This is a genomic window from Rhizobium sp. EC-SD404 (assembly GCF_902498825.1).
GTDB lineage: Bacteria > Pseudomonadota > Alphaproteobacteria > Rhizobiales > Rhizobiaceae > Georhizobium.
Genome location: NZ_LR701459.1, coordinates 3795255 through 3819770 on the forward strand (window position 1 = coordinate 3795255; position 24516 = coordinate 3819770).

Annotated in this window: 25 protein-coding genes; 6 read left to right on the top strand and 19 right to left on the bottom strand. The window is 60.1% G+C overall.

Annotated features, from left to right (window positions below; genetic code table 11):
• Positions 1–35: 35 nt before the first annotated feature.
• The 18 genes from GC125_RS19060 to pseB all read right to left on the bottom strand — a co-directional run bounded on the left by GC125_RS19060 (position 36) and on the right by pseB (position 16825).
• On the bottom strand, positions 36–593 hold the full coding sequence (locus tag GC125_RS19060) for a rod-binding protein (RefSeq protein ID WP_151987137.1): 558 nt from the start codon (positions 591–593) through the stop codon (positions 36–38).
• Positions 594–702: 109 nt separating this feature from the next.
• Positions 703–1116: a hypothetical protein gene (locus GC125_RS19065; RefSeq protein WP_151987139.1), complete on the bottom strand. Its 414-nt coding sequence runs from the start codon at positions 1114–1116 to the stop codon at positions 703–705.
• 4 nt (positions 1117–1120) lie between these two features.
• Complete coding sequence (gene fliR / locus GC125_RS19070; protein ID WP_151987141.1) at positions 1121–1873, bottom strand: flagellar biosynthetic protein FliR; 753 nt, start codon at positions 1871–1873, stop codon at positions 1121–1123.
• The gene (gene flhA, locus GC125_RS19075) at positions 1870–3957 is read right to left on the bottom strand and encodes a flagellar biosynthesis protein FlhA (RefSeq protein WP_151987143.1); all 2088 of its coding nucleotides are present in this window, start codon (positions 3955–3957) and stop codon (positions 1870–1872) included. Before flhA ends, fliR begins: the two co-directional genes overlap by 4 nt.
• 125 nt (positions 3958–4082) lie before the next feature.
• A complete protein-coding gene (gene fliQ / locus GC125_RS19080) occupies positions 4083–4349 on the bottom strand; it encodes a flagellar biosynthesis protein FliQ (protein WP_126008586.1) in 267 nt (88 codons plus the stop codon).
• An 11-nt stretch (positions 4350–4360) separates the two neighbouring features.
• The gene (flgD, locus tag GC125_RS19085) at positions 4361–4765 is read right to left on the bottom strand and encodes a flagellar hook assembly protein FlgD (RefSeq protein ID WP_151987145.1); all 405 of its coding nucleotides are present in this window, start codon (positions 4763–4765) and stop codon (positions 4361–4363) included.
• Positions 4756–5205 carry a flagellar biosynthesis repressor FlbT gene (gene flbT / locus GC125_RS19090; protein ID WP_151987147.1) on the bottom strand — a complete coding sequence of 150 codons (450 nt, stop codon included), beginning with the start codon at positions 5203–5205 and terminating at the stop codon, positions 4756–4758. The genes flgD and flbT overlap by 10 nt, the downstream gene beginning before the upstream one ends.
• The gene (gene flaF, locus GC125_RS19095; RefSeq protein ID WP_151987149.1) at positions 5202–5549 is read right to left on the bottom strand and encodes a flagellar biosynthesis regulator FlaF; all 348 of its coding nucleotides are present in this window, start codon (positions 5547–5549) and stop codon (positions 5202–5204) included. The genes flbT and flaF overlap by 4 nt, the downstream gene beginning before the upstream one ends.
• A 49-nt stretch (positions 5550–5598) precedes the next feature.
• Positions 5599–6651 carry a flagellar hook-associated family protein gene (locus tag GC125_RS19100; protein ID WP_151987151.1) on the bottom strand — a complete coding sequence of 351 codons (1053 nt, stop codon included), beginning with the start codon at positions 6649–6651 and terminating at the stop codon, positions 5599–5601.
• Between the two features lie 4 nt (positions 6652–6655).
• Positions 6656–8107: a flagellar hook-associated protein FlgK gene (flgK, locus tag GC125_RS19105; protein ID WP_151987153.1), complete on the bottom strand. Its 1452-nt coding sequence runs from the start codon at positions 8105–8107 to the stop codon at positions 6656–6658.
• Positions 8108–8128: 21 nt separating this feature from the next.
• Positions 8129–9361: a flagellar hook protein FlgE gene (locus tag GC125_RS19110; protein WP_151987155.1), complete on the bottom strand. Its 1233-nt coding sequence runs from the start codon at positions 9359–9361 to the stop codon at positions 8129–8131.
• Between the two features lie 92 nt (positions 9362–9453).
• Positions 9454–10125 carry a winged helix-turn-helix domain-containing protein gene (locus GC125_RS19115; protein ID WP_151987157.1) on the bottom strand — a complete coding sequence of 224 codons (672 nt, stop codon included), beginning with the start codon at positions 10123–10125 and terminating at the stop codon, positions 9454–9456.
• A gap of 264 nt (positions 10126–10389) precedes the next feature.
• A complete protein-coding gene (locus GC125_RS19120; protein ID WP_199864650.1) occupies positions 10390–10944 on the bottom strand; it encodes a transglycosylase SLT domain-containing protein in 555 nt (184 codons plus the stop codon).
• Entirely contained in the window at positions 10898–12481 is a 1584-nt protein-coding gene (gene fliK / locus GC125_RS19125) for a flagellar hook-length control protein FliK (RefSeq protein WP_151987161.1), read from the bottom strand. The genes GC125_RS19120 and fliK overlap by 47 nt, the downstream gene beginning before the upstream one ends.
• Complete coding sequence (locus GC125_RS19130) at positions 12478–13728, bottom strand: MotC family chemotaxis protein (protein WP_151987163.1); 1251 nt, start codon at positions 13726–13728, stop codon at positions 12478–12480. Before GC125_RS19130 ends, fliK begins: the two co-directional genes overlap by 4 nt.
• Positions 13725–15044: a MotB family protein gene (locus tag GC125_RS19135; RefSeq protein ID WP_151987165.1), complete on the bottom strand. Its 1320-nt coding sequence runs from the start codon at positions 15042–15044 to the stop codon at positions 13725–13727. Before GC125_RS19135 ends, GC125_RS19130 begins: the two co-directional genes overlap by 4 nt.
• Positions 15041–15679, bottom strand: coding sequence for a hypothetical protein (locus tag GC125_RS19140; RefSeq protein WP_151987167.1), 639 nt, complete (start codon positions 15677–15679; stop codon positions 15041–15043). The genes GC125_RS19135 and GC125_RS19140 overlap by 4 nt, the downstream gene beginning before the upstream one ends.
• A gap of 150 nt (positions 15680–15829) precedes the next feature.
• Positions 15830–16825, bottom strand: coding sequence for a UDP-N-acetylglucosamine 4,6-dehydratase (inverting) (gene pseB / locus GC125_RS19145; protein WP_151988089.1), 996 nt, complete (start codon positions 16823–16825; stop codon positions 15830–15832).
• A gap of 229 nt (positions 16826–17054) precedes the next feature.
• Between pseB and pseC the strand changes: the two genes are divergently transcribed.
• From pseC to GC125_RS19175, 6 genes are all read left to right on the top strand, one after another.
• On the top strand, positions 17055–18218 hold the full coding sequence (gene pseC / locus GC125_RS19150; protein ID WP_151987169.1) for a UDP-4-amino-4,6-dideoxy-N-acetyl-beta-L-altrosamine transaminase: 1164 nt from the start codon (positions 17055–17057) through the stop codon (positions 18216–18218).
• The gene (gene pseF / locus GC125_RS19155) at positions 18215–18910 is read left to right on the top strand and encodes a pseudaminic acid cytidylyltransferase (protein ID WP_151987171.1); all 696 of its coding nucleotides are present in this window, start codon (positions 18215–18217) and stop codon (positions 18908–18910) included. Before pseC ends, pseF begins: the two co-directional genes overlap by 4 nt.
• Entirely contained in the window at positions 18907–20061 is a 1155-nt protein-coding gene (gene pseG, locus GC125_RS19160; RefSeq protein ID WP_151987173.1) for a UDP-2,4-diacetamido-2,4,6-trideoxy-beta-L-altropyranose hydrolase, read from the top strand. The genes pseF and pseG overlap by 4 nt, the downstream gene beginning before the upstream one ends.
• Positions 20058–20615 (top strand): UDP-4-amino-4,6-dideoxy-N-acetyl-beta-L-altrosamine N-acetyltransferase, encoded by a 558-nt coding sequence (gene pseH / locus GC125_RS19165; RefSeq protein WP_151987175.1) that lies wholly within the window; start codon positions 20058–20060, stop codon positions 20613–20615. The genes pseG and pseH overlap by 4 nt, the downstream gene beginning before the upstream one ends.
• Positions 20616–20649: 34 nt before the next feature.
• Entirely contained in the window at positions 20650–21699 is a 1050-nt protein-coding gene (gene pseI / locus GC125_RS19170) for a pseudaminic acid synthase (protein WP_151987177.1), read from the top strand.
• 101 nt (positions 21700–21800) lie between these two features.
• Positions 21801–23438: a tetratricopeptide repeat-containing glycosyltransferase family protein gene (locus tag GC125_RS19175; protein ID WP_151987179.1), complete on the top strand. Its 1638-nt coding sequence runs from the start codon at positions 21801–21803 to the stop codon at positions 23436–23438.
• Positions 23439–23528: 90 nt separating this feature from the next.
• On the opposite strand, the gene GC125_RS19180 is transcribed toward GC125_RS19175, so the two are convergent.
• The gene (locus tag GC125_RS19180; RefSeq protein WP_151987181.1) at positions 23529–24476 is read right to left on the bottom strand and encodes a flagellin N-terminal helical domain-containing protein; all 948 of its coding nucleotides are present in this window, start codon (positions 24474–24476) and stop codon (positions 23529–23531) included.
• Positions 24477–24516: the final 40 nt, after the last annotated feature.

Here is a 24516-nt window from a genome sequence, read left to right on the forward strand (position 1 = left end):
CATTGTTATCGGCAAAGCAAATGGTTGACTGAAGCTTAGGCGAATTTGTCCGCAGCTTCAGTGCGTTCCTGTCCCTCAAGATCTTTCCAGTCGTTCAGCGTCGTCCGTTGCAGCTCTTCAAGCATCATGGTCGCGCGGTCGCGTGCAGCGTCCGGTGTATGCGGCGATACCATTCGGCCCTCGGCCGTGATGCGTTCGCCATTCGGTGCAAGCTGTTCGGCAATGCCGATGCCGCCGCCCTCGGAAATCATCCGGCCGAGCTGTTCGGCCATCATGCCTTTCCAGATTTCGCCCGCCGTCCCCTCGCCGAACATTTCCTCGGCATCCTGTGGAAGCATCGATTTGACGAAAGTCTGCAACACCATGGCCTCGAAGTCCCGATAGGTCTTCATCGCATCGTCGGCCGGCGACATTCCGCTGCGGTCGATGCGTGAGGCTGAGCTCCCATCGCGAGCGATCGAAAACTCGATCGACGCCGACTGCGCACCATTGGCGGCCTTGGCCGTCAGTGCGCGGTGAGCTTCGCGCACGCTCGACGGATCTGCTGCGTTGATCACGTCGAGAACGATGTCGCTCGCGGTGGAGATAGCCAAGATATGCACCGTCGCTTGAGCGCTGCGCCGTCCATCATGGACAGGCCTTCAGTGCTGGAACGTTCCGGCGCGATCTGCATCGACGCACCGTCAAATCAACATGGCGTGACTATGGTCGATGAAACTTACGGGAGGCTTGAGCGTCGATTGCACCAATGCATTCAAGCAGTTGCTCAAGTTCTAGGTCCTGCTTCTCCCGCTCGACGACTTCGAGCGCCTCGGCCGTCACTTCGTCGAGACGATCCGCCTTGGCCTTCTCGGAGATCACCTTCTTCTGCTGCAATTGCATGCGCCCGGTGAGAATCTGGTCGCGGATCTTGAGTTTGCCGATCTGCACGCCGTAGAGCTTGGAGAAGTTTGCGTGCACAGGTGCCGGTGAGGCAAGCGCGCTCACAAGCGCATCGATCTTGTCGGCGACGAGAGCGCGCTCGCGCATGATGTCGGCAAGCTCGACGTCGGCGACGCGCTCCATTTGCCGCTGCACGGTTGCAAGGCGTTTCAGTTTTGCGTGCCGGTCGATCATCGCCTCACCGCTCCATGAAGATCGGTTCGAAACCGGCGCCATAGAGCCGGAAGAAATCGGTCGACCCGAAATAGATCAGGATCAGGCCGCCGGCGATCAGGAACGGCAGCGAAATGAAGTAGACCGGAATCTGGGGCGCAAGCTTGTTCACGAGACCCACGGCGAGGTTGAAGACGAGACCGTAGATGATGAACGGGCTGGATAACTGAAGCACCAGCCGGAACGAAGCGAGCAGCGTGTCGGTCAGCGATACCAGGGCCAGTTGGGAGTCGAAAGCGAGGCCGAGCGGCATGAAGTCGTAGGAACTGGTCAGCGACACGATCACCACATGATGGAAATCCAGCATGAACAGCATGAGGATGCCGGTGAAGCTGATCAGTCGAGACAGGTCGGTGTGCTGCTCCATGTCCTCGATGCCGCCACCCGGCATGCCGTTGAAGCCGATGACCATGGAGATGACCGAACCCGCGAACTGGAGCGCGGCTACGTAGTAGCGCGCCAGAAGGCCTATGACCGAGCCGATGAGAAGCTCGACCCCGACGATGCCGATATAACCCGGGCCGCCTTCCGAGACGCGGGGATAGATCTGGTCCCACATGAGCGGCGCGAGCGCAAAGGAAATGCCGATCGCAACCAAGAGCCTGATTTGCAGAGGCACGCGAATGGTGCCGAAGCCCGGCAGCAGCATGAAACAGGCACCGATCCTGCAGAACGCCGCGAAAAGAGCGAGAACCGAGCCTTCGGGATCGGTGATCAAGAGATCGAACCCAGAACCTTGATCTCGAGTCCCTTGGCGATCTCCACATGCGAAATGACGGGCATGGTCGCAAAGAGGCGTTCGATGATCATGCGCACGTAAGGCCGCGCATCGGGCGCAGTGACGAGCACGAAAGGACGACCCTTGTCCAACTCCTCGCGGATGACCTTCGTGGCCTGATCGCTGAATTCTTCCAGATGGCGCGGATCGATATCGAATTCGACGACCTCGCCCTTGTTGTCCCGCTTGAGCGCCTGGTGGAAGGCGAGATCCCAGCGGTTGCCAAGACGTAGCACGCGCAGGACGCCGTTCTCGGCCAGATCGCCGCACAATTGCTGGGCCATCCGGATGCGCACGTGCTCGACGATCTGCTCGGTCTTGCGCACATGCGGCGCGAGTTCAGCAACCGCTTCGATGATGAGATGCAGGTTTCGAATCGAGACGCGCTCGGCAAGCAGCAGCTTCAGCACGGCCTGCAGGCCCGAATAGGTCATGTGCGACGAGCAGATTTCGTCAGCGAGCTTCTTGTACTCGGGGTCGAGCCGTTCGAGTAGAACCTTCATGTCCTTGTAGGACAAAAGCTGCGGCAAATTGTTGCGAATGACTTCGCTCATATGCGTCAGCACGACGGAAACGTTGTCGATCGGCTGAAAGCCTTCACGCTTGAGGTCTTCGGTGAAGCTTTCGGGCATCGAAATCGCGGGCATGCCGAAAGCGGGCTCGCGGATATCGTCGCCCGGCACGCTCGGCATGCGGCCGGCCTGCTTGACCACCATCACCTCACCCACCCGCAGCTCGTTTGCGGCAACGACCGTTCCGTGGATGCGGATCTGGTAGCCCTTCTGAGGCACCGAATAGTCGTCGCTGACCTTGATCTCGGGCACGACGAAACCGTACTGCATCGCGAACTTCTTGCGCATTTTGCCGACGCGGAACGCCAGTTCCTGATGCGCGCCGAGCAGCCGCGACGAGACGTGCTTGCCGAGCAGAAGCTCGACTTCGGCGGTCTTCAGCACGGACTTGACCGAGTCCTTTTCCTTCGCCTGCTCTTCCATCTTCGTGCTGCGCTCGACCTCGGCCTCCGCAAGCTTCACCGCTTCGATCTGCCGTGGAATGACCCAGCCACCAAAAGCCATGACGCCGCCAAGCGCCACGAATGGAAGGAACGGCAGGCCTGGCATGATCGCGAGCACGAACATCAGCACGGCCGCGACGATCAGCGCCTTCGGATAGTGGCTGAGCTGACCGATGACGGCCTGATCGGCCGAACCTGTCGTGCCACCGCGTGCCACCAGGAGGCCAGCGGCCAGTGAGACGATCAGCGCGGGGATCTGCGTGACGAGACCATCGCCGACGGACAGGCGCACGAAGACGTCGGCCGCTTCGCCGATCGGCATGTCGTGGCGCGTATAGCCGATGATGATGCCGCCGAAAATGTTGATGGCGGTAATCAAAAGCCCGGCAATCGCATCGCCGCGAACGAATTTGGACGCACCATCCATCGAACCGAAGAAGGAGCTTTCCTCTTCCAGCTCCTTGCGGCGGTGCTGCGCTTCCTTCTCGTCGATGATGCCCGCCGACAGGTCGGCATCGATCGACATCTGTTTGCCGGGGATCGCGTCCAGCGTGAAGCGGGCGCCGACTTCCGCGATGCGCGTGGCGCCCTTGGTGATGACGATGAAGTTCACGACGATCAGAATCAGGAACACGATCAGGCCGATGACGAAGTCGCCGGACATGACGAGGTTCGCAAAGCCATGAATCACGCTGCCCGCGGCATCTGTGCCTTCATGGCCCTGGGACAGGATGATACGGGTCGTCGCGATGTTCATCGCAAGCCGCAGCATCGTCGCAATCAGAAGAATCGTCGGAAACGACGAGAACTCGAGCGGACGCTGGATCCACAGCGAGACCATAAGGATCAGGACCGACAGCGCGATCGAGAACGCGAGGCCCATGTCGATGAGGATAGGTGGAAGCGGCAGGAACAGGATCGCGAGGATCGCGACGATCCCGAGCGCGAAGCCCACGTCGCGGCCTTGCTTCTTGGGAAATGCCGGAGAAAGGGCCTGGATTTGCGCCATCGTCACTGCCGTCCGCTTCGGGCCGGTCGCACGGACGCGTCATGCGTCGGTGTTAGAGACCGCCAGGAAGAGACCTAACGAGCGAAGCTTGTGCGAGCATTTCGACGGGCCGCGGGAGGCCCTGACTAAAAGCCGCTCTCAATGCGCGAGAAGACGATATTGGTGAAAAGCGAAATCTGCGCCCCGACGAACGGCGCCGAAATGGCGACGGTGACGAGGATCGCGACGATCTTTGGAACGAAGGTCAGGGTGATTTCCTGAACCTGCGTAAGGGCCTGAATGAAGGCGATACCGACACCGACGACCATGGCGACGAGCACCGCCGGCCCAGAGGCCACGATGATCGTCCAGATGGCATTCTGAACCAGTTCGAGAGCGTCTGCTTCATTCATGGCACGATGCCTCAGCTGATGGAAACGCCCGACGTCACATCGATCTTCTTGCCGTCTTCGAGGATCGCAGTGATCCCGTCGGCACGCAAGAGAACCTCCTTGACGACGCCCGAGGTCAGGCCGTCTGTCGAGGTCAGCGTCCGACCGATGACGGCGTTGGCCTCCGACAATGCGGACGATTGAAGCAGCATTTCGAGCCGCCTGTTCGTCTGGATCGTCTGCTCGACCTGGGAGAAGGTCGCCAGCTGTGCGATCTGCTGGGTCGAATCCATCGGCTCCGTCGGATCCTGGTTGCGCATCTGCGCGACCAGAAGCTGAAGGAAGTTGTCGTAGTCGAGCATGGCGTTCTCAGACGCCTGCTGCGATTTGGGCGTCGCCGTATTCGTCGTCGCGCTACCTGTCGCCCCTACCTCCATGGCGCAATCTCCTTCTGGATCGCGGTGATCGTTGCCGGCGTCATCTCGGGGGTGTTCAGAACATCATCCTCGAGGGGGTAGAGCTTGCGGATCATCTTGAGCGCTTCAAAAGGCTTCTTGCCGGAAACGACTTCGTCGATCAGCTTCAACTGCGTGCGGATTTCTTCGTTGTGGAAGCAGTTCAAGAGCATCATGATCGACTTCTTGAACATGTTCATCGACTGATCCGCCCCTTCCGGGTTGATCAGCATCATCTGCACGATGAAATAGAGCTGCCTGAGCGGCGTCGTCGCATCTTCCGGCTGAAGAACATGGTTTTCCAGAAGGAACGTGACGTCGTTGAGGAACTCGAGTGATACCTTGCGGTCGACCCTAAGGACGGCGCCGTTGATGAAGATTCTTTCGCCGCTCTTCAGCGAAATCCGGAGCGAACTCTTCATTTCAATCCATCCCTGATGATCGACGAGATGTCGATGATGCCTTCGAAGTTCTCGGACTCGCCCTTCCGGATCTTGTCGCTCTCGCGCAGAATCCAGAAGCCGACGGAGATCAGATTTGCCTTGAGCGAAAGGTCGAGCTCATTGTCCGGCGCGTTCAGGTCTTCGATGAATCGCATCCAGACGCGATTGGTGAAGTAGAGAGCCTCGATCGCATCTCGGGATTTCGGTCCCGCCCTGCGCGCGCGCTCGAGAAGGCCGATGGACCTGTCGAGAACCTGCCGCTCCCGGTCCTTCGATTCAGCAACATCATCCTGCTGTATCTCGGCATAAGAAAACTGATACATTCAGCTCGCCTTGTCATGTGTTGCGCCAATGCCGGAACGGCACGAGCGGCTAGAGGAAGTTCAACAAGCTCATCTGCTGGATACGCGCGGTCAGCGCGTATGACGCTTCCATCTGGGTGAGCAGTGTATTCATGCGTGTTGCAGCCTCGTAGGGATCGACGCCTTCGAGTTCGCCGATATAGACCGCAACGATATCTTTCTGGGTACGCAGGCTCACATTGGCCTTCGTCACCCGCATCTCGGCGACACCAAGCTCGGCGCGCTGCTCGTCGATCGACGTGATCGCGCTGCCGGCCATGCTGATCACCGAGTCGCTGAGCGCCGCCCGCGTCTCGCTGTTCCAGTTCCCGCCGACGAGTTCGCTGCCGACGACGGCGGCCATGGCGAATTGCCGGAAGCCCGTGTTGTTGGCGTTGGTCGAACTCTGGATCACCTCCGAACCGTTGATCCGGTTCGTCAGATTGGTGTCGGATGCGCTCGACCAGTTGGTGTTCCATTCGGGACCCTCGAACATCGCTTTGACGTCGGTATCGAGGAAATCCGTGAGATCGGCTGCCGTAATCGTTTCCGTCTGTGGATCGTTCTGGGAGAAGCCGAAGCGATTCTGAAACAGATCATCAAACGCAGCTTTGGCAGGGGAGCCAGGCGCGAAATAGTCGTTCATCGGCCGAACGTCGGTATTCACTCCGGCAAAGAGATATTCGCCGCTGTTTGACGTGTTCGCCAGCGCTGCGAAATTGCCGAGTGCACCGTTGATGGTCTGCTGCGCGACTTTCACCAGTGACTCGTTCTCGCCGTCACTGAGCGTGATCAATGTATCCAGCATCTGCTGCGCACTCTCAGACATCTGTCCGAGAACGACCTGCGAAGACGACAGTCGCTGACCGACCAGAGCGTTGGTATCGAGGACGGCGTCGATACGCGCAACTTCGCGGTTGAGCGAGATCGAGCGCGTCGACTTCGAGCCGAGGGCCAGGCCCACATCAGCATATCGATTGGTGACGACTTCCTGCTGCCGATCGGTCACCTCCGCCTGTGCGCGCTGGATCGCGAGGCGGACTGCGTTCTGCATTGCGCTGGTCGAGACGAAGGTTGTCTTCATGATCTTAGCCCGACACTCTCAAAAGCGTGTCAATCATCTCGTCCACCGCAGTAATGATGCGGGTGGATGCCTTATAGGATTGCTCCAGCTCCAGGAGCTTGGCCATCTCTTCGTCGATGTTGACGCCGGTGGCATTGGAAAGCGCCTGGGTGGTTCGATAGTAAGAAGCGTTCTTGTTCTCGGCAGCCGTGTTCGCCTGCTGGCGCAGGCTTTCCATCCAGCCGACCGAGCTTGCACCGAAATCGATCAATGACGCGCTGTTGCCGATCTGGGCGTTCACATCGAAATTCACGGGCAGGGAAATCTGCGTCACCAGACCTTCGACCAGCGACGAGAAGCCAGCGCCACCATCGACATTGACAATGTAGTCTGCGCCGTTAGCTCCGCCGTCACGAAGCAGGAAAGCGTCGCCGGCCGGTTGGATGTATGCCGCATTGACCGAAAGCGACATCGCCATGCCGGGCACGATCGTGCCGTCCGCCGGGATCGTGCCGCTACCCCAAGTGAAAAGACCTGGCAGATCAACACCGCCGGACTGCGAAACTTCGCGGAATGTGGTGACCAGCGCGCGCGACATCTCGTCCAGTTGCGCCTGGTAGGTCGGCGCGATGGAATCACGAACTTGGATCAGTGCCCCCAACGAGCCGGATGCGGTCGTTGCGCCGCCCTCGCCCGCATTGAGCGGTACACCATCGATCAGGACCGCATTTCCAGTGGTGGTCGCGTCAAACCCGTTTGTGCGTTGGAAGGTCACGTCGCGCGGCACGGTTTCGAAGAGCGTGGCGCCCTCCTTGGTGTAAAGCGCGATGTCGTTGTTGGGACGCTTCACCACCGTTACGCCGATGATTTCGGAAATGCGCTTCAGCAGCCCGTCGCGGCTATCCAGTGCATCGGACGCGTCATCACCGCTGCGGGTCGCATTTCTTATGTCGTTGTTGACGACCTCGAACTCACCGAGCAGCTTGTTGAGGTCCTCGACCTGCCGTGAAATTTCGGTGTCGGTTTGCAGACGCATCTTCTGCAGATCGATGGACGACTGGCGAATGCCGTCGGCGACGAGAATCGCATCCGACACCGCTGCCTGGGCGGCGCTCGTGTTGCTTGGCTGCGAGGCGAACAGCTGAAGCGAGTCTCGGAGCGACCCCATGAGAGCAGCTGGCGCGTTCTCGAAATCATTGCCGCCGATCAGCGCCCGGATCTGGTCGATGCCGTCGAGCAGCGCGTTCTGACCGCTGGCCGACGATGTCGACACGAGACTGTCGCGAAAAAGAACGTCGTTGGTGGCGCGCGAGATGTTGACGACCTGTGCGCCCCACCCGTTGCTCGCAAGCGTGGCGGATCGCCGGACATAGTTCTCTGAAGCTGCATTCGAGATATTTCGAGACACGATCGACGTCTGCGTCGATGTGTTCGATAGGATCGATTGAGCCGTATTGAGTGCCGATGTCAGAGACATGCCAAAACCTTGAAAGACGAATTATCGTTTCAGATTGACCAGGATTTCCATCAGGTCCGAACCCGTCTGGAAGACCTTCGAATTGGCCGTATAGCTGCGCTGGGATTCGATCATGCTGGTGAGCTCTTCCGCGATATCGACGTTGGAGCCTTCCAAAGCACTGGAGATGACCGAACCGAAATTGCCGCTCTCGGCGAAACCGGTGACGATCACGCCGGAATCGACGCCCTGAGTGTAGACGTTACCAGCCAGCGGCTGCAGCTTGTCCGGGCTCTGAACATTGGCCATGGCCAGGCGATAAAGCGGCTTGAGGTCGCCGTTCTCGTACTGGCCGTAGACGATGCCGTCTGAGCTGATTTCGACGCTTTCGAGCTTGCTCGGCGCACTGCCGTTCACACCGGCATCAGCGACGTCGTAGGGATAGCCGAGCGCAGTCATCCGGCCAATGTCCATGTCTATGATCGGCGAAGTGGGATCAAGCGGATTCAAACTGAACTGCATGCTTTCCGTGCTGGTCAGCTGACCAGCTTCGAATACCAATTCCACGGGCTCTGAAGGCAACGGAACATTTAGTTCACCACCACCGTCACGGCGTCTTACATTCATTTTCCAGATTTCAGGAACATTGTTTTCCGGATCGGCTTCCTGGGTTTTGGTGTAAACCAAGTCTACCAGAACTGTGTTGCCGACATTATCAAAGACCGCAAGCGAACTGCTAACCGTCTCACCGGGAAGTGCGCCCGACGGCAAATTGCCGGCGAAATTGCCTTCGGTTGATGCCGTTGCGCTCAAATTGCCCTGGCCGATATTGACCGGTGACAGCCCATCGAAACCGTTGACGACGGTCTGAGGTGTTCCGTTGCCATCGTAAGGGTAGCCGAGCAGCGTGAAACCGGCGGCGTTCACCAGTTCGCCGCTGCCATTCGGCACGAACGAGCCGGCACGTGTGAGGAATGGGTCGCCATTGCCATTTTCAACGATGAAGAAGCCAGGGCCCTCGATCGCGAGATCGGTTGCCGAGGACGTGAACTCAAGCTCACCCTGCTTGTTCACGTTGTAGCGAACGTCTGTCGTCACTGCGCCGGAATTGTAGGAGCCGGAAGAGCCTGGAAGGATCAACGACGAGAACTCGGTCGAGGCCCGTTTGTAGCCTGCCGTATCGGAGTTCGCGATGTTCTCTGCAACCGTGCTGAGCCGGTTAGCCTGCGCGTTCATTCCCGATACGCCGGTGCGCATCATGCCGTTGAGACTCATCGATCAGACCCTTTGTAGATTGCTTGGGAACGATGCTATGGGCCCTGGCTTGCGCGAACCTGACAGAGGTCGCCGCCGGGCCGAAAGATCGGCTAGTCCCAGTCGATGCAGTAGCCGAGGAATCTCTTGGAATCGATCGGGTCGACGCCGAGCTTGTTGCGCAGTTTCTTGCGCAGCTTGCTGATGTGGCTTTCGACGACATTCTCTTCGACGTCTTCGTCGAAGATGCCGTAAATGGCATTGAATATCTGTCCCTTGGTGACACGCTTGCCACGGTTGGCGACAAGATACTCTAAGATGCGCCGCTCTCTGCGGGGCAGCGCGAATGTGTTGCCTTCGATTTCCGGGTCGCGACCATCCGAGAACACACGGATCGAGCCGATGTCCGTATGGTTGACCATCGACTTCAAGCGTCGGCGGATGGCTGCCGCACGCGCCAAAATTTCCCTGGGATGAACCGGGTTGCGAACGACATCGTCGACGCCGCTGTCATAGAGAGCCAGCGTGGCTTCGAGAGAATGCGTATCGTTGACCGCGATCACCGGTGCTGCGGACCGGCTGCGAATAGCCCGAGGCAGTTCGAAGCTTGAATTTGACTTGCCGATCAGAAAGGCCTCGACCGCATCGAGATCCGTATCCGCCGCCGTGTGAACCCACGCCTGAAACTCACGAGGCTCAAAGCTTGCGGACGGCACACCCTCCCGTCCGAAAAGCGATTTAAAGCCTTCCGTCACGAGCTCTCGCTCGTCAACCACAACGATCATTGTCGCCCCCGAATCACCGCACCCATCGCGTTAACCACGTTTTACGAATCGTGAGATTCTGGAACAACTACAGGAAATATTAATGCATTCTGGCAGTTGCGACGGGGCTGCGTGCTGATTTGATACTAGATGTAGTGACCACACCCCTCTACGGCACAAATTTCCTTTGGAAAAAGTTAACAACGCCTAAATTTGGCCTTGCCGGCCACAATTCGATGAACTGTTTGCTAAATCAATTTTAGGTTGAATTTCCAACTTTGAATGTCACGTGCAGAATGCACGGGCACCCGGCGTCCACTGCCCGTAGCCCGTCGCCACCAGATTACTGATGACACGGCACACGTAACGCTTCTGGGCGGGGTCGTTGTTGGGGCCGGCGTGGTAGCGCGCGACTGCCATCGTCCAACTTTCATGCCGCCCTTTCAGCTCGTGCAGAAACCGCGCCGCATAGCGAACATTGGTATGCGGATCGAGCATGGCATCGACCGAGACGAACTGGTCGCGGTGATAGTGATGGTTGATTTGCATGCAGCCAAGATCGACGAGCACTTTCCCTTGTGACAAAGCGTCGTTCAGGACACCCACCGCTTCGCTCTTCGATCGTGCGAAATGAGCTTTGCCTTCGACATTGAGTGCGAAGGGCTGTAGCGAGCCGCGCATCCCGGTTTCAGTCAATCCGACGGAATAGAGAATGCCGACAGGAATGTCGTAAGCTTCGGCGGCTTCGGCGATCTCGGCTTCGCAGCTTGCCGCTGAAGCCTCAGTCACCTGGCTAGAGATACACATCGCCAGAAGCAGTGCGATCAGTCCTGCGCGCATCGGCATCTCCCTGCTCCCGTCCAGAACCGCGGCGGCTATCGCTGCCGCCTTCGCCACGCTGTTGCCCGGCCGCGGAATGCTGGCTGCTCCCGCCTTCCGCCTGGCCCTGCTGTCCGGCTGCACCGCTGGCGGTTGCGCCCGGGTTTGCGCTTTGGGTGGAGCGATCGCTGCCGACATGCTGGACGACGACGTTTTGAGCATCGATGCCCTGCGCCTTAAGGGCCTTGGCCAGGCCACTCTGGTCATCCGACAGCTGCCGATACGCCTCGATCGTCTCGACTTTCAATTCGATGGTCAGATGACCGCCGCTCATACGGAATGTGGCGGTAACCGTTCCAAGCTCGACTGGGTTCAGCTGGATCTTCAACGTGTTGCTGGCATTGCGCGCCGTATCGAGCGTCGTGGCGGATGTAGAGGCCACGTCGCGCAGCATCGCGTTCCATTCGCCGTTCTCCGTCACGGTGCTGATGATGCCTGCCGTGGACGTCTGTCCTGCTGCCACGCCGAGAAACTTGCGGCTTTCCAAAATTGCAAGGTCGACGCCGCTGCGCAACAAATTATCTGCGCGTTTCTGCCGACCACCGAGATCGGCAAGACGGTCTGCAGGGGTCGTGGCGCTTGTCTTCGGCGCGGCTTCGCTCGACCCACGGCTGCCATCGATCCCGAAAAGCGTTCGCGGCAGATCCGGATCGAGCCCGTCAGCGTTGGCGCCCCGAGATGCACCATCGAGACGGATGGGACCGTTCTTCGTTCCGTCAGGCTGCGTGTCGCCTTTGACCATTCCCTGCGCGATGGAGCGAGCCACGGCATCGATCACCATAGTCGGCACGTCGCCCTTGCCACCAACCTTGCGGAAGACATCCATTTCGCCGTCGGCGACCTGTGTGGAACCAGATTCCGGTAGCGCGCCGGCGTCCGGCCCGTCCCTGGCGATATGACCTTCGGCTGCTGTCGCCTGCACATTCGTGGTGGCGCCACGCGATTGAAGCCAGGCACTGATCGTGTCCGACTTCGACAAAGCTTGCTGCAAGGAGGACGCGGCGTTCACGCCGCTGCCTTGCAAAGCCTGCGTGCTCGGAAGATCCAGGGGATCCTGGGTCAGGTCTGTAGCATCGGCCGAATCTGAAACGGCGTCGATCGCCCGACCTTTGTCTTCGATCAGGTCCTGCGAGACGAAGTCATCCGGTTTTGACGCGTCCGTGGCCCGGCTATCGGCGTTGGCTGCGTTCTCAAAAATCGCCAGCAGGGAACTGCGATCTTGGCCGCCGATATCCCGCACACCGGCCGCTTCCCTGCCCCCGCGGGGCGCGCTGGTGATATCCACCTCGATGTCGCCTTTTCCATTGGATGAGGCCTCGGCGCGCGCCTGGCCGTTGCCTGCACCTCCGCGCTGCCCCTTGGAGTCCTTCGCAGACAGACGATCGATCGCTTGGCTGAAGACGTCGCCTGCGTCCTGACCCTTCTGGCCGCCGCTTCGGCCCTTGGCCGTCTGATCGTTCCCGATTGCGGGCAGTCCGATTCCCAAAGGTCCGCTCATCGATCCTCCTCCAGCAATGCGTCGATGCTGTCCAGGAGCGCACGGCGATTGTCGACGAAGCCGTCGACTTCATCTTTGGCGGCATCGGTCGGAGCATCGGCAGTTTCGGGTGCGCCCTCAGCGCTCGGCATTAAGGCCGGTTGCACGATATCAGGGGCGACGTTGGCATCGGGCTCGATCGACACCGATACGGGCTCGGCAATCGCTTCCAGCGATGGTGGGCGGGTAACGGCAGCCGCGATCGAGGCAGCAGCCGAGCGCAACGCTCTGTCGCGTGGCGACAACGCCGCTTCATCGATGTTTGAGACCGCTTCCGCAACGCTGCCCACGTCGTCGCCCGGTATACCCGCAGCGCCGGAATAGAGATCCGCCAGCGCCTTGACCTTGTCGTCGGCTTCTCCAAGCCCCTCGGCAGCAGCCGACGCTTCGAGAGCCAGGGTCCGGTTGCCGTTGATGGCTGCTCTGCGTGCGATGCGCAGATAGATCGAGCGCTGCCGCCCTTCATCCATGAAGGCCAGCGTCTCGGCGATCCGCTCGCTCTTCACGTCGTCCGGGTGGGACAGCACCAGTTCGACGAAGAGGTCCGCGAACTGGCCAGCATAGGGGGAGTGCAGAAAACGCCGAGCATAGCGCTCGGCACGCTTCAATCCTTCGTCGACCATGCCCAGCCGAACGGAAACTTCGACCGAACGCCGCAGCGCCGCTTCCTCGATGATCGAGCCTGGAGACAGAAGCCTGGCCCAATCGAAGAGCGGTATGGAATCCGCCGGACTTGCAAGAGCTGCTGCATTGGCCGCAACGAGCGTCAGATAGGGCTCGATGCGCGTTCCCTGATAATGCACGAGAATGTCGCGCAAGGGTTCAAAGACCCCGCGTCCGCGACCGCGCAGATGTTCTTCGAGAAGCGGCATCAGGCGCGGATCGAAGCCCGCTTCCGGGAACCGGCGCGCAATCAACGGCAGCGTGGCAGGATTTCCACCGCTGAGCGCGTAGATGATTGCCGCGTCCATGCCCTGCTGATCGTAGAACGTCTCGGCATCCGCTGCCCGCAAACGTTCATCGATCACTGTCAGAAGATGTCGTTGCATTTCGATGGCCGAATGATCGCCCTTGATTACGGCGTCCTGGACGAACTGCAATGAGCGAACCATGGAGAGCGGCGTCGGGCCAGCCTCCATGGCCTGTGCCTTGAGTGGCACGAACGCCGTGGCCGCAACCGCGACTATGGCGAGCCAGCGCCGTGTCATGGAAGGATCTCGCTGGCATCGGCCTGGACGAGGATCTCGATGCGGCGGTTGGCGTCGGCCAAAGGATCGTCAGGCAGTTTCGGTCGGCGATCGGCAAAGCCCGACACCTGCACGATGCGCTCTTCTTCCAATCCGCCACGCACGAGCATGTAGTAGGCGCTATGGGCGCGCGCCGTGGAAAGTCGCCAATTGTCGTTGCCTTCGCCGCGGAAGGGATGCGCGTCCGTGTGGCCGCGAATGACGATCTGCCCGTCACGCTCCGCGAGCAGTGCGCCGATGCGCTCCATGGCCAGCACCAGTTCGCGTTGCGGCACCGGTGACCCGCTGGCAAACATCGTGGCATCGACCTGGTCTGTCATGCTGATCAAAAGCCCGCCTTCGGCCGGCGTGACCTCCAGGCCTTCTGCGAGCTTGCCGCCGACGCCGGCGATCTGCTGCTGGATTTCGGTGCGCAATTCTTCCGCTTCGGCGTTCGACTGCGTATCGGTTTCGGCCGCAGGACTTGCTGCCGCCATTTCAGCAGGGGGCGTTTCGGATGACGGCGCAGCCTCGGCCGGACCTTGGGTTTGTACCGGCTCTGGCACCGCCACCGGAGCAATCACGACATCTTCGCTGGCTGCCGGGTCGGCAGGAGTTGCGGTTGGCGCGAGCGCTTCTTCGATCAGCGCAGCATCGTCCGAGATTGCCTGCGGCGTGACAAGCGCCGTTTCCTGATCGGTCGGATCGAGGTTGATCTCGCCGAGGGACTGCTGAGACCAGAAATCGGGATCGAAGGGATCGCGGTAAGCTTCGCCGCCTGACGCGCCGGACGCCGGACCTGACGTCTGTGCACCGCCCTCGCCCGCATCGGAAATATTGGCCTGCTGTCCCGTTTCACGGGCAATCTCGGCCAGCACGGCATAGGGGTTTTCGAAATAGTCGGATTCGGAATATTGCGTTTCTTCGCCAGCAGTCGCGTTGCGGTCCGAGCCCTGCTCGGCGCTCGCACTATCCGTCGTTCCTTCGCCCTGCGTGTCGATGGCAGGACGATTGGTCTCGCCTTCGGAAGACTGCCCCTCATCCTGGATGCTGCGGTCGGCCGGCTTTTCATCCATAAGCTGGATGGGGTTGAAATAGCTTGCGACCGCTGCCTTCGTCTCTTCATTGGCGGCGTTGACAAGCCACATGACGAGAAAGAACGCCATGAGCGCCGTCATGAAGTCGGCATAGGCGATCTTCCAGGCACCGCCGTGATGCCCTTCTTCCCCGCCATGGCCGCCGCGTCGAACGATAACGATCTCGCGTTCGATTTCGGGCCGGTCGCTGTCTCCGCTCATGCTACGGCCTCCTTCAATGCTTCTGACCAGTCAGCGAGACGAGTCGCGAAGACCGTGCCGTCGAAATTTACGATAATGTCCATGTCGTCGCTTTCCTCGAATGCGAAGGCGACACCCGCATCCTCGAAATGCAGCGCCAACTGCTCCTGAAGGCCCTTCGGACCGGACACCGAAACGCTCGCTTCCGGACCATTTGCGATCGCCGCCTGGATGGCGCGGGCAAGCTCATCGACAACGCGTCGGCGGATGATGGAATCGAGGAACGGCGCCAGCACATCGCTGACTTGCTCGCCGATCGTCTCCGATAGATCGCCGGCGATGCCGTCCAGCTTCGTCGCGATCGTCGTCGCGTAGTCCTGCTCATAGGCAGTGCGGATCGAATCCATTTCTTGCCGATGTTTGGCACGCTCGGCCTCGAGCGCATCGGATAACGCCGCCTCCGACCGTGCAGCTGCCGCTTGCTCGCCGCGCTGGAAAGCAGCCGTCAACTCAGCATCGAAGTCCCTGTCCGGGAGCATCGGCGATTGTTCGATGCGCAATTCCTGCGGCTCGACGGTGCGCAAACGAGCCGCGTGTCCACCGCGAACCTCGTCCGGCGCACTAAAATCGCGCAGATAATCAGCAATCGAAACCATCAATTAGAACCAGCCCGAGCAGACACGCAATCAGCCGGACATACACTCCGCCATGCATGCCATTCGAGATTGTTCTAGGGGGCGAAGCTTGCGTGAGGGTGGTTGAAGGGACGCAACGATACTGGGGCAACCGCGACGGCTAGAGGGAGGTCAAGCCCGCGTGTCCATTTGCCTGATCTGTTCGACATTGAGGAAGTCCGAATTGTTCCCGCTGTGGTATTCGAACCCGACCCGCACTGGCACACCGGCCTCTCCGAGCGCATTGGTCGTGTAATTGAGATCGCTGTGGTGGAACTTGATCGTTGGGCGCAGGACGAAATGATCGTCGAATTCGAGGGTGAGATGGCTGTCGTCCGCCGGGCACATGATCTCGTGAAGCTTCTCTCCAGGCCGAATGCCGATGATCGCGGCATCGCGTGTCCCGCTGTAGGCTTCGACCAGATCGAGAATCCGGACTGACGGGATCTTCGGCACGAAGATTTCGCCGCCATACATCCGCTCGAAGTTCTTAAGGACGAAATCGACACCGTCCTGAAGCGTGATCCAGAAGCGCGTCATGTCTTCATGCGTTACCGGCAGAGGCGTCCGGCCTTCCGCGATAAGCTTCTTGAAGAATGGCACCACCGAACCCCGCGACCCCACCACATTGCCGTAGCGCACGACCGCAAAAGTCGGTCCGCGTCCGCCGGTGATATTGTTGGCCGCGACGAAGAGCTTGTCGGAAACGAGCTTCGTCGCTCCGTAGAGATTGATCGGGTTGGCCGCCTTGTCCGTGGAGAGCGCGATGACTTTGCGCACGCCCGCCTGCATCGCAGCGGAGATGACGTTCTCCGCGCCATTGATGTTGGTCTTGATGCATTCCATCGGGTTGTATTCGGCAACCGGGACGTGCTTCAGGGCAGCGGCGTGAATGACGAAGTCGATTCCGTCCATAGCTTGGCGAAGCCTTACCTGGTCACGCACGTCGCCTATGAAATAACGCATCGCAGGATCGCTGTAGGTCTGCGCCATCTCGTATTGCTTGAGCTCGTCACGCGAGAAGATAACGATGCGCGAAGGCTTGTAGCGTGCAAGAATCGTCTCGGTGTATTTCCGGCCGAAGGATCCGGTGCCGCCGGTGATGAGAACTGCCTTGCCCGTGAACATCCGCTGCCCGCTCTCCGCTTTGCCCTGTGCGCGATCCTCCAGCACGCAGCCCACCGCCACTGCTGATTCGCCCCGCCTTCGTGACTAGCACGACAATTGCCGAATTGCGCGTCTGGAGCACCCTGGATACAGGACGTTCATCAGCAAGGTTTCACATTTGAAATCTGCGGCCAGTTCTGGCTATTGGTCATATCGGGCCGAGCGAATCGGCCCATGCCGAGGTGATCCCTTGCCCTTCGTTCCCTATGGTCGCCAATCGATCGACGATGCCGATGTCGCAGCCGTTCTCGCCGTCCTGCGATCGGATCATCTGACGCAAGGACCGGTGGTCGATGCCTTCGAGCGTGCGCTTGGCGAAACCGTCGGCGCGCGTCATTGCGTAGCGGTCAACTCCGCGACGGCCGCCTTGCATATCGCATGTCTCGCACTCGGTGTCGGGCCTGGCGACCTCGTCTGGACGTCGCCCATCTCCTTCGTCGCCTCGGCCAACTGCGCGCTCTACTGCGGCGCGGAGATCGATTTCGTCGACATCGATCCGGTTACGCTGAACATGAGCGTCGATGCGCTGCAGGAGAAGCTCCGTTCGGCGGAAGCGGCCGGACAATTGCCGAAGGTGGTGATCCCGGTTCATCTGTGCGGCCTGCCCTGCGACATGCCCGCGATTGGTGCCCTGGCTCGCCGATACGGTTTCAAGGTCATCGAGGATGCGAGCCACGCGATTGGCGCGCGCGACGGCAGCGATCTAGTCGGCGCCTGCACTCATTCCGACATCGCGGTCTTCTCGTTCCACCCCGTCAAGATCATCACCACCGGTGAAGGCGGCTGCTGCATCACGCAGGACGCGGACCTCGGCAAGGCACTGCTCCGGCTTCGGTCTCACGGGATCACGCGCGACGAAAACGACATGTCCGGCCTGTCCGATGGGCCTTGGTACTACGAGCAGATCGATCTCGGCTTCAATTACCGTATGACCGAACTGCAGGCCGCACTCGGTCTGTCGCAGCTTCGCCGATTGAACGACTTCATCGCGCACAGGCACCGTTTGGCGGATCGTTATGACGAGGATCTGCGCGCGCTTGCCGTCGATCTGCCGCGCCGTCCGGCCGACAGCCTGTCCAGCCTCCACCTCTATGTCGTTCAGTTGCGGCTCGACGAAATCGCGCTCTCGCATCGGCAGGTCTTCGAAGGCCTGCGCCAACGCGATATCGGCGTGAACCTCCATTACATACCGATCTATCGCCAACCCTATTACCGGGCCCTCGGGTTCCGGCCCGGTCACTGCCCGAATGCCGAGGCCTACTACGCGCGAGCCATCTCCATCCCGATCTTTCATGGGATGACGGAGCCACAGCAGGATCAGGTCGTCGCAGCCTTGAAGGAAGTCTTGCGGTGAGACTGGGGCTGATACCGGCCCGCGGCGGCTCGAAACGCATTCCGCGCAAGAACATCAGGCCGTTTTTCGGCAGGCCGATCATCGCCTACTCCATTGAGGCTGCGCTCGCCTCTAGAAATATCGATCGGGTCATCGTCTCGACCGACGACGAAGAGATCGCTGAGGTCGCCCGTGCCGCCGGGGCGGACGTCCCTTTCATGCGCACGCCGGAACTGTCCGACGACCACGCCACGACGCTCGCCGTCATCGCCGATGTGATCGAGCGTGTGGAAGCGGAAGGCGTGGCGGTGGATGCGGTCTGCTGTCTCTACGCGACTGCACCGTTCGTCACAGCTTACGATCTGGATACCGCCTTCGGTCTGTTTGAAGGGAACGATACCTCCTACGTCTTCGCGGCGACCGATTATGCCTATCCGATCCAGCGCGCCTTGCGACTGCGCAATGGTCGGCCGGAAATGTTCAATCCCGATCTGGCGTCGACCCGATCCCAAGATCTTGAACCCGCTTACCACGATGCAGGCCAGTTCTATTGGTGCCGACCAGATGCAGTCCGCGCGAACCGCCCGGTGCTCGGCCCGGATGCTGCACTCTATCATGTCGAAAGGTCGCGCGTGGTCGACATCGACACGCCTGAGGATTGGAAGATGGCCGAGGAGTTGTACCGCCTCCGCCTCGCTGAGCTTAGCTCATGAGTGGCCAACGCTCTCGCACGATGGCGATACGCGTCGATGCTTCGCTCGTCATCGGGCTGGGGCATATCATGCGATGCCTGACGCTGGCGAATGCGCTCACCGAACAAGGCTTCGAAAGCGTCTTTTTCGCGCGTGTCATGATCGAGGACATGAAAAGGAAGCTTGGCGAAGCCGGCCATCGACTGGTCATGCTTCCGGAGGGCGGACCGCAGCCGGGCCCGACACCCTACGGCTCTTGGCTCGGGACCACCGAAGAGCATGATGCCGAAGTGCTCGGCGGTCACATGAAGGCCCTCCAACCACAAATCATCGTGGTGGATCACTACGCGCTCGGCATCGCGTGGGAGCGCGCCATGCGCTCGTCGACGGACCAGTCACCTCTCATTTTGGCGTTCGACGATCTCTCTAGACCGCACGATTGCGACATCGTGCTCGATGCAACGCTCGGTAGATCTCCCGACGACTACGCCGATTTGGTGCCGGACCATTGCCGTGTCCTGACTGGACCGCGTCACGCGCTGTTGCGGCCCGACTTTGCGGCCGAGCGTCCAGCCTCGCTTCGACGGAGAGACGAAGCCTTTGCGGCGGGCACGAGCGTTCAGGCACTTCTCATCTTCATGGGCGGCGCCGACGGCGAGAATTGCACCGGCTGGACGCTCCGGGGCCTTTGCGAACTGCCGTTATCGCCGGACGTGGAACTACATGTCGTGACCGGCCCCGCCTATCCCCACCAGGACGGCTTGATGCGATATGCGGAGCAATCCGGTCGCAGCATCACTCTTCACCGAAATGTCTCCGACATGGCCGCGCTGATGAGCGGCATGGATCTCGTCCTCGGCGCGGCCGGCAGTTCGTCCTGGGAACGCTGCTGCCTCGGCGTGCCCGCCATCAACTTGGTCCTGGCCGATAACCAGAAAGAGGCGGCGCAAGCGCTTTCCAGGACTGGAGCCTGTGTCGATGGTGGGGTCTACGAGCCCCGAAACGACCCACGCGGATGGGCCGAGGCCAAGGTGGCTCCGCTGCTGAAGCCTGCCGCCACACACCCGATCAGCCTTGCGGCACGCGAAGTGACCGACGGGAACGGTGCGGCGCGGGTCATGGACGTCGTGCTTTCGCATGCGTCTCGCCCGATGCTGGAGGCGGCCCCATGACGGACGGCGTGCCGGGAACCCTAAGGATCATGGCGGACGACGATCTCGATCTGGTGCTGGCCTGGCGCAATTCGCCTGCAGTGCGCAGAAACATGTACACAAGTCATGAAATAAGCGCCGAAGAACACCGCGCTTGGTGGGCCAGGATGCACGATGCAAAAGATCGACACGATCTGATCTTCGAGGATAACGAAAGGCCACTTGGCGTCGTCTCGTTTTCACAGGTCTCGCACAGCGATCGCAATGCGGTCTGGGCCTTCTATGCAGCAACCGATGCACCACGCGGGACGGGGTCCCAGATGGAGTTCGCCGCGCTCGACTTTGCCTTCAAGCGGTTAGAGCTGCACAAACTCAGCTGTGAAGTCCTCGCGTTCAACGAACCCGTGATCAAACTTCACCATAAATTCGGCTTCACAATCGAAGGCATTTTCCGTCAACACCATCGGCGCGGGGAGGAATTCGTCGATGTGGTACGTCTGGCCATCCTGCACGACGAGTGGAAAAGCATGCGCCCAGCAATGAGTGGTAAGCTTCGCGCGACCGCATCGCGCTAGACGGCGTTTTCTCTGTGTTGTGCACGAGGTTTCGATGTCCAGTATCAAGATTGCAGATCGACTGATCGGCCGAGACGCCGAACCGTTCATCATTGCCGAAATGTCCGGCAATCATAACGGCTCGAAGGAGCGCGCGCTGGAGATCGTGCGCGCAGCGGCCCAGTGCGGCGTCGATTGTCTGAAATTCCAGACCTACACGGCCGATACCCTGACGCTGGACAGCGACTTGGACGATTTCGTTATCAGTGATGACAAGAGCCTCTGGAATGGTCGCAGGCTGCACGATCTCTACCAGGAAGCCCACACGCCGTGGGAATGGCATGCCGATCTCTTTGCGGCTGCCGCGGAACACGGTGTCATGGCATTCTCCACGCCATTCGATGAAACTGCCGTCGACTTTCTCGACGGTCTCGGCGTTCCGATGTTCAAGATCGCCAGCTTCGAGCTCACCCATCTGCCACTGATCGCCAAGGCCGCAGCTACCGGTAAGCCGCTGATCATGTCGACGGGCATGGGCACGATCGACGAGATCGAGGAAGCCATTGCCACGGCACGGAGCGCAGGTGCGAGCGACGTCGTCCTGTTGAAATGCACGAGCCAGTATCCGGCCGACGCCTCAGACGCCAATCTTATGACCATACCCGACATGGCGTGCCGTTTCGGCGTGCAGGTTGGGCTGTCGGATCACACCCCCGGCACGGGCGTCGCGGTAGCCGCAGTCGTGCACGGGGCGACGGTGATCGAGAAGCATTTCACGCTGTCACGCGCGGAAGGCGGCGTCGATTCCGCGTTTTCCCTCGAGCCCTGGGAGATGCGGCTCCTCAAGGAGGAAACCCGGCGTGCTTGGTTGTCGGGCGGCATGGTTCACTACGGCGGCACGGAGAACGAGAAGAACTCACGGGCCTTCCGCCAGTCGATCTATCCCTCGCAGGATATTCGCGAGGGCGAGATCTTCTCGAACGGCAATCTCAAGATCTGCCGCCCCGGCACCAGCCTAGAGCCGCGCCATTTCGCTGGTCTCTTGGGGAAACCAGCGCGACGCGCGCTCCGCAAGGGTGAACGCATGACGCTGGACGATCTCTAGGATTTCGCATCGGCCACCATTCCAGCATCGACAAGGCTCGCACAACATAGGCCTGCGACAAGGCATCCTCGACGGAGACCATTCCAGCAGAGGATCGCACGATGGCGAACCCCAAGCCTGCCCGCAACCAAGCTGGTGACGCAAGTCGGCCGGAGGACGCATTGAAGGCACGCATGATAGGGGCGCAGACGCTGCTGGCTGCCGTTGCGGCCAAGACGCAAGGCCAGCATCCAAGAAAACCATTCAACGCGCCTCCCGCATCGAAGGCAGAACGCAAGGCGTCGAAAAAAGCCATCGAACTGACCTCTGAAGCGACCAAGGCTTTGCATGCTCGGCGCTACAAGGTGGCCGAGACCCTTTTCGATCAGGCCATCGCCCTGTTCCCATCACCGCCGCACCGGCTGTTGATCAACAGGCTCACTGCTGCGTCGAAGGCTGCCAACCACGCCTATGTTGCTGAGCATTATCCGCAGGTCCGTGCCATGGCGAAGACGGACGATGAGAAAGCGACGGTCGACCATATCTGGATCGACTGTCTCGTTGCCGCCGGATACCCGGACCAGGCGCTCGAACTGATCGAGGTATGGCGTACTTCTGACGTGAAGACTTGGGCCTCGATCCAGACGGTCGCCGGGATCATCGAAGAGGATCGCGGCAACTTCGACAGGGCGATGGCCATTCAGGAGGCGATCCTCGCCCGTGATCCAGACTGTGCCGTTGCGCGCTGGCACCTCTCTCTTCACCAGATGGCGGCCGGGAAATTACCTGAGGCATTCCAAAATTACGATATCCGCTGGGAAATCAGCGATTTTCCGTCTGAGCATCGCAAATTCGAGATTTCCAGGTGGCAAGGCGAAGCTTTGGAAGGCAAGAAAATTCTCGTCTGGCGCGAGCAAGGGGTCGGAGATGAAATTCGTTTCGCGGGTCTCCTCTCGGACCTCGTCATGGCTGGCGCTGACGTCACCTTCGAATGCACGGCAAAACTCGTCCCGCTGTTCCGCCCGTCTCTGCCGGACATCAAGGTCACACCCGTCGTGCCTGCGGCTAACCGGACACCCGCGCTCTATGCCGAATTCGATTTCGAGACCCCGCTTGGCTCTCTAGCGCGGTTCCTGCGGCCATCCGCTGAAGCCTTGCAGGCTAAGGCGCGGCCCTTCCTGAAACGCAGCCCTGAGATTGAGAACAACGTCCGCGAAGCGATGAACGCGCGGCCCGATCAACCGGTTATCGGTCTCTGTTGGCGCTCAAGCCTGCGCAACCTGCATCGCGACAAGAACTATCTGCGTGCCGAGCACATTGCAGCCCTGAAGCTGCTCGGGAGAAGCGGGTTCATCTGCCTTCAGTATGACCAGTGCGGCGAAGAAGTCGCGATTATGCAGGAACTCGGCCTCCCGGTAACCCAATTCTCCAGCATCGATCAAATGAACGATCTCGCGGGAGCGGCCCTGCTCGCCGGCGCCTGCGACCTAGTCATCTCCGCAGGAACGGCAACTGCCGAACTTGCTGCCGGCCTTGGGGTCCCTACGCTGCTCTTTGGACCCCAGCACAGCCGCATCCGGCTCGGGACCGATGGCATGCCATGGCACGCAGCGACGCGTTACATGCCGACCATCCCCGATGAGCCGATAGAGTTGATGAAGACCATTTTGTTCGATTGGGAGAAGATTGCAGCCTGGGCCGAGGATAAGAGCATTTCGGGCCGAAAGATCGATTGGAGCCAATCGTACCCTGGCGCATGACGCAGGTCTTCGGCCTTAAACGAAAAACCCCGGGGTCTTGCGACCCCGGGGTTTTCATTTGGAGCGTTCGGCGCGAACCGGAGGCGGATATTAGCCCTGGAAGAGCTGCAGAATGTTCTGCGAGTTCGAGTTGGCGATCGACAGCGACTGGATGCCGAGCTGCTGCTGGGTCTGAAGCGCCCGCAGACGGGTCGACTCTTCGTTCATGTCGGCGTCCACCAGACGGCCGATACCGCTGTCGATGGAGTCCATCAGGTTGGCGACGAAGTCTTCCTGCATTTCGATGCGGCTCTTGACAGCACCGAGGTCGGCAGCTGCATCCGTCATCGACTGCAGCACAGCGTCGATACCCGAAAGAGCATTGCTGAGAGCGCCAGCCGTCATGGCGGAGATGTCGAGCGTGAGCACCGAAACGCCGGTGATCGAAGCAGAAGCGCCCGAAGCATTGATGTAGCGCAGATCGTTGGAGAGTAGGCCGTTGCCGGAAGCGACATAGCCGCCGGTTGCATCGGTTTCAATCAACGAAGTGGCGGTCGTGTCGACATCCAGCTTGGTAATGGAGACGTTGTTCTGGGAGTCGCGGTTGAACGAACCGACGATCGACTTGGTGCCGGCGACGTTGTCGGTGTCGTGGGAGAGCCAGTTTTCACCCGAGAATGCTGCCGATCCGACGACGCTTACCAGCTGGTTCTGAAGCTGATCGATTTCCTTCTGGATCTTGGCCTTGTCGACGCCCGGCTCCGAAGCTGCAACCAGCTTTGCCTTGATTTCGTCGACGACTTCGATCGCAGCGTTCATACCCGTGTATGCGGTGTCGACCTTGGCAGCGCCGAGACCGAGTGCGTCCTGAACGGTCGAGAGAGCCTTGTTGTCTGAACGCATGGTCGTGGCAATCGACCAGTAGGCGGCGTTGTCGCCGGCCGTCTGAACCTTCATGCCCGAAGAAATGCGACCCTGCGTCGTTTCCATGTCCGAGTTGATGGAGCGCAGCGTCTGCAGCGCGCCCATGGCTGCGCTGTTGGTGAGAAGACTCGTCATTTGGGTAAAGCCCTTTATCGCGTGACTGATACAAAATGAA

What these genes read in the sequence shown, in the direction of transcription:
- GC125_RS19065 (WP_151987139.1), bottom strand. Translation starts at nt 1,116, where the DNA reads ATGATCGACCGGCACGCAAAACTGAAACGCCTTGCAACCGTGCAGCGG.
- flhA (WP_151987143.1), bottom strand. Translation starts at nt 3,957, where the DNA reads ATGGCGCAAATCCAGGCCCTTTCTCCGGCATTTCCCAAGAAGCAAGGC.
- fliQ (WP_126008586.1), bottom strand. Translation starts at nt 4,349, where the DNA reads ATGAATGAAGCAGACGCTCTCGAACTGGTTCAGAATGCCATCTGGACG.
- flgD (WP_151987145.1), bottom strand. Translation starts at nt 4,765, where the DNA reads ATGGAGGTAGGGGCGACAGGTAGCGCGACGACGAATACGGCGACGCCC.
- flbT (WP_151987147.1), bottom strand. Translation starts at nt 5,205, where the DNA reads ATGAAGAGTTCGCTCCGGATTTCGCTGAAGAGCGGCGAAAGAATCTTC.
- flaF (WP_151987149.1), bottom strand. Translation starts at nt 5,549, where the DNA reads ATGTATCAGTTTTCTTATGCCGAGATACAGCAGGATGATGTTGCTGAA.
- GC125_RS19100 (WP_151987151.1), bottom strand. Translation starts at nt 6,651, where the DNA reads ATGAAGACAACCTTCGTCTCGACCAGCGCAATGCAGAACGCAGTCCGC.
- flgK (WP_151987153.1), bottom strand. Translation starts at nt 8,107, where the DNA reads ATGTCTCTGACATCGGCACTCAATACGGCTCAATCGATCCTATCGAAC.
- GC125_RS19110 (WP_151987155.1), bottom strand. Translation starts at nt 9,361, where the DNA reads ATGAGTCTCAACGGCATGATGCGCACCGGCGTATCGGGAATGAACGCG.
- GC125_RS19115 (WP_151987157.1), bottom strand. Translation starts at nt 10,125, where the DNA reads ATGATCGTTGTGGTTGACGAGCGAGAGCTCGTGACGGAAGGCTTTAAA.
- GC125_RS19120 (WP_199864650.1), bottom strand. Translation starts at nt 10,944, where the DNA reads ATGCGCGCAGGACTGATCGCACTGCTTCTGGCGATGTGTATCTCTAGC.
- fliK (WP_151987161.1), bottom strand. Translation starts at nt 12,481, where the DNA reads ATGAGCGGACCTTTGGGAATCGGACTGCCCGCAATCGGGAACGATCAG.
- GC125_RS19130 (WP_151987163.1), bottom strand. Translation starts at nt 13,728, where the DNA reads ATGACACGGCGCTGGCTCGCCATAGTCGCGGTTGCGGCCACGGCGTTC.
- GC125_RS19135 (WP_151987165.1), bottom strand. Translation starts at nt 15,044, where the DNA reads ATGAGCGGAGACAGCGACCGGCCCGAAATCGAACGCGAGATCGTTATC.
- GC125_RS19140 (WP_151987167.1), bottom strand. Translation starts at nt 15,679, where the DNA reads ATGGTTTCGATTGCTGATTATCTGCGCGATTTTAGTGCGCCGGACGAG.
- pseB (WP_151988089.1), bottom strand. Translation starts at nt 16,825, where the DNA reads ATGTTCACGGGCAAGGCAGTTCTCATCACCGGCGGCACCGGATCCTTC.
- pseG (WP_151987173.1), top strand. Translation starts at nt 18,907, where the DNA reads ATGAGTGGCCAACGCTCTCGCACGATGGCGATACGCGTCGATGCTTCG.
- pseH (WP_151987175.1), top strand. Translation starts at nt 20,058, where the DNA reads ATGACGGACGGCGTGCCGGGAACCCTAAGGATCATGGCGGACGACGAT.
- pseI (WP_151987177.1), top strand. Translation starts at nt 20,650, where the DNA reads ATGTCCAGTATCAAGATTGCAGATCGACTGATCGGCCGAGACGCCGAA.
- GC125_RS19175 (WP_151987179.1), top strand. Translation starts at nt 21,801, where the DNA reads ATGGCGAACCCCAAGCCTGCCCGCAACCAAGCTGGTGACGCAAGTCGG.
- GC125_RS19180 (WP_151987181.1), bottom strand. Translation starts at nt 24,476, where the DNA reads ATGACGAGTCTTCTCACCAACAGCGCAGCCATGGGCGCGCTGCAGACG.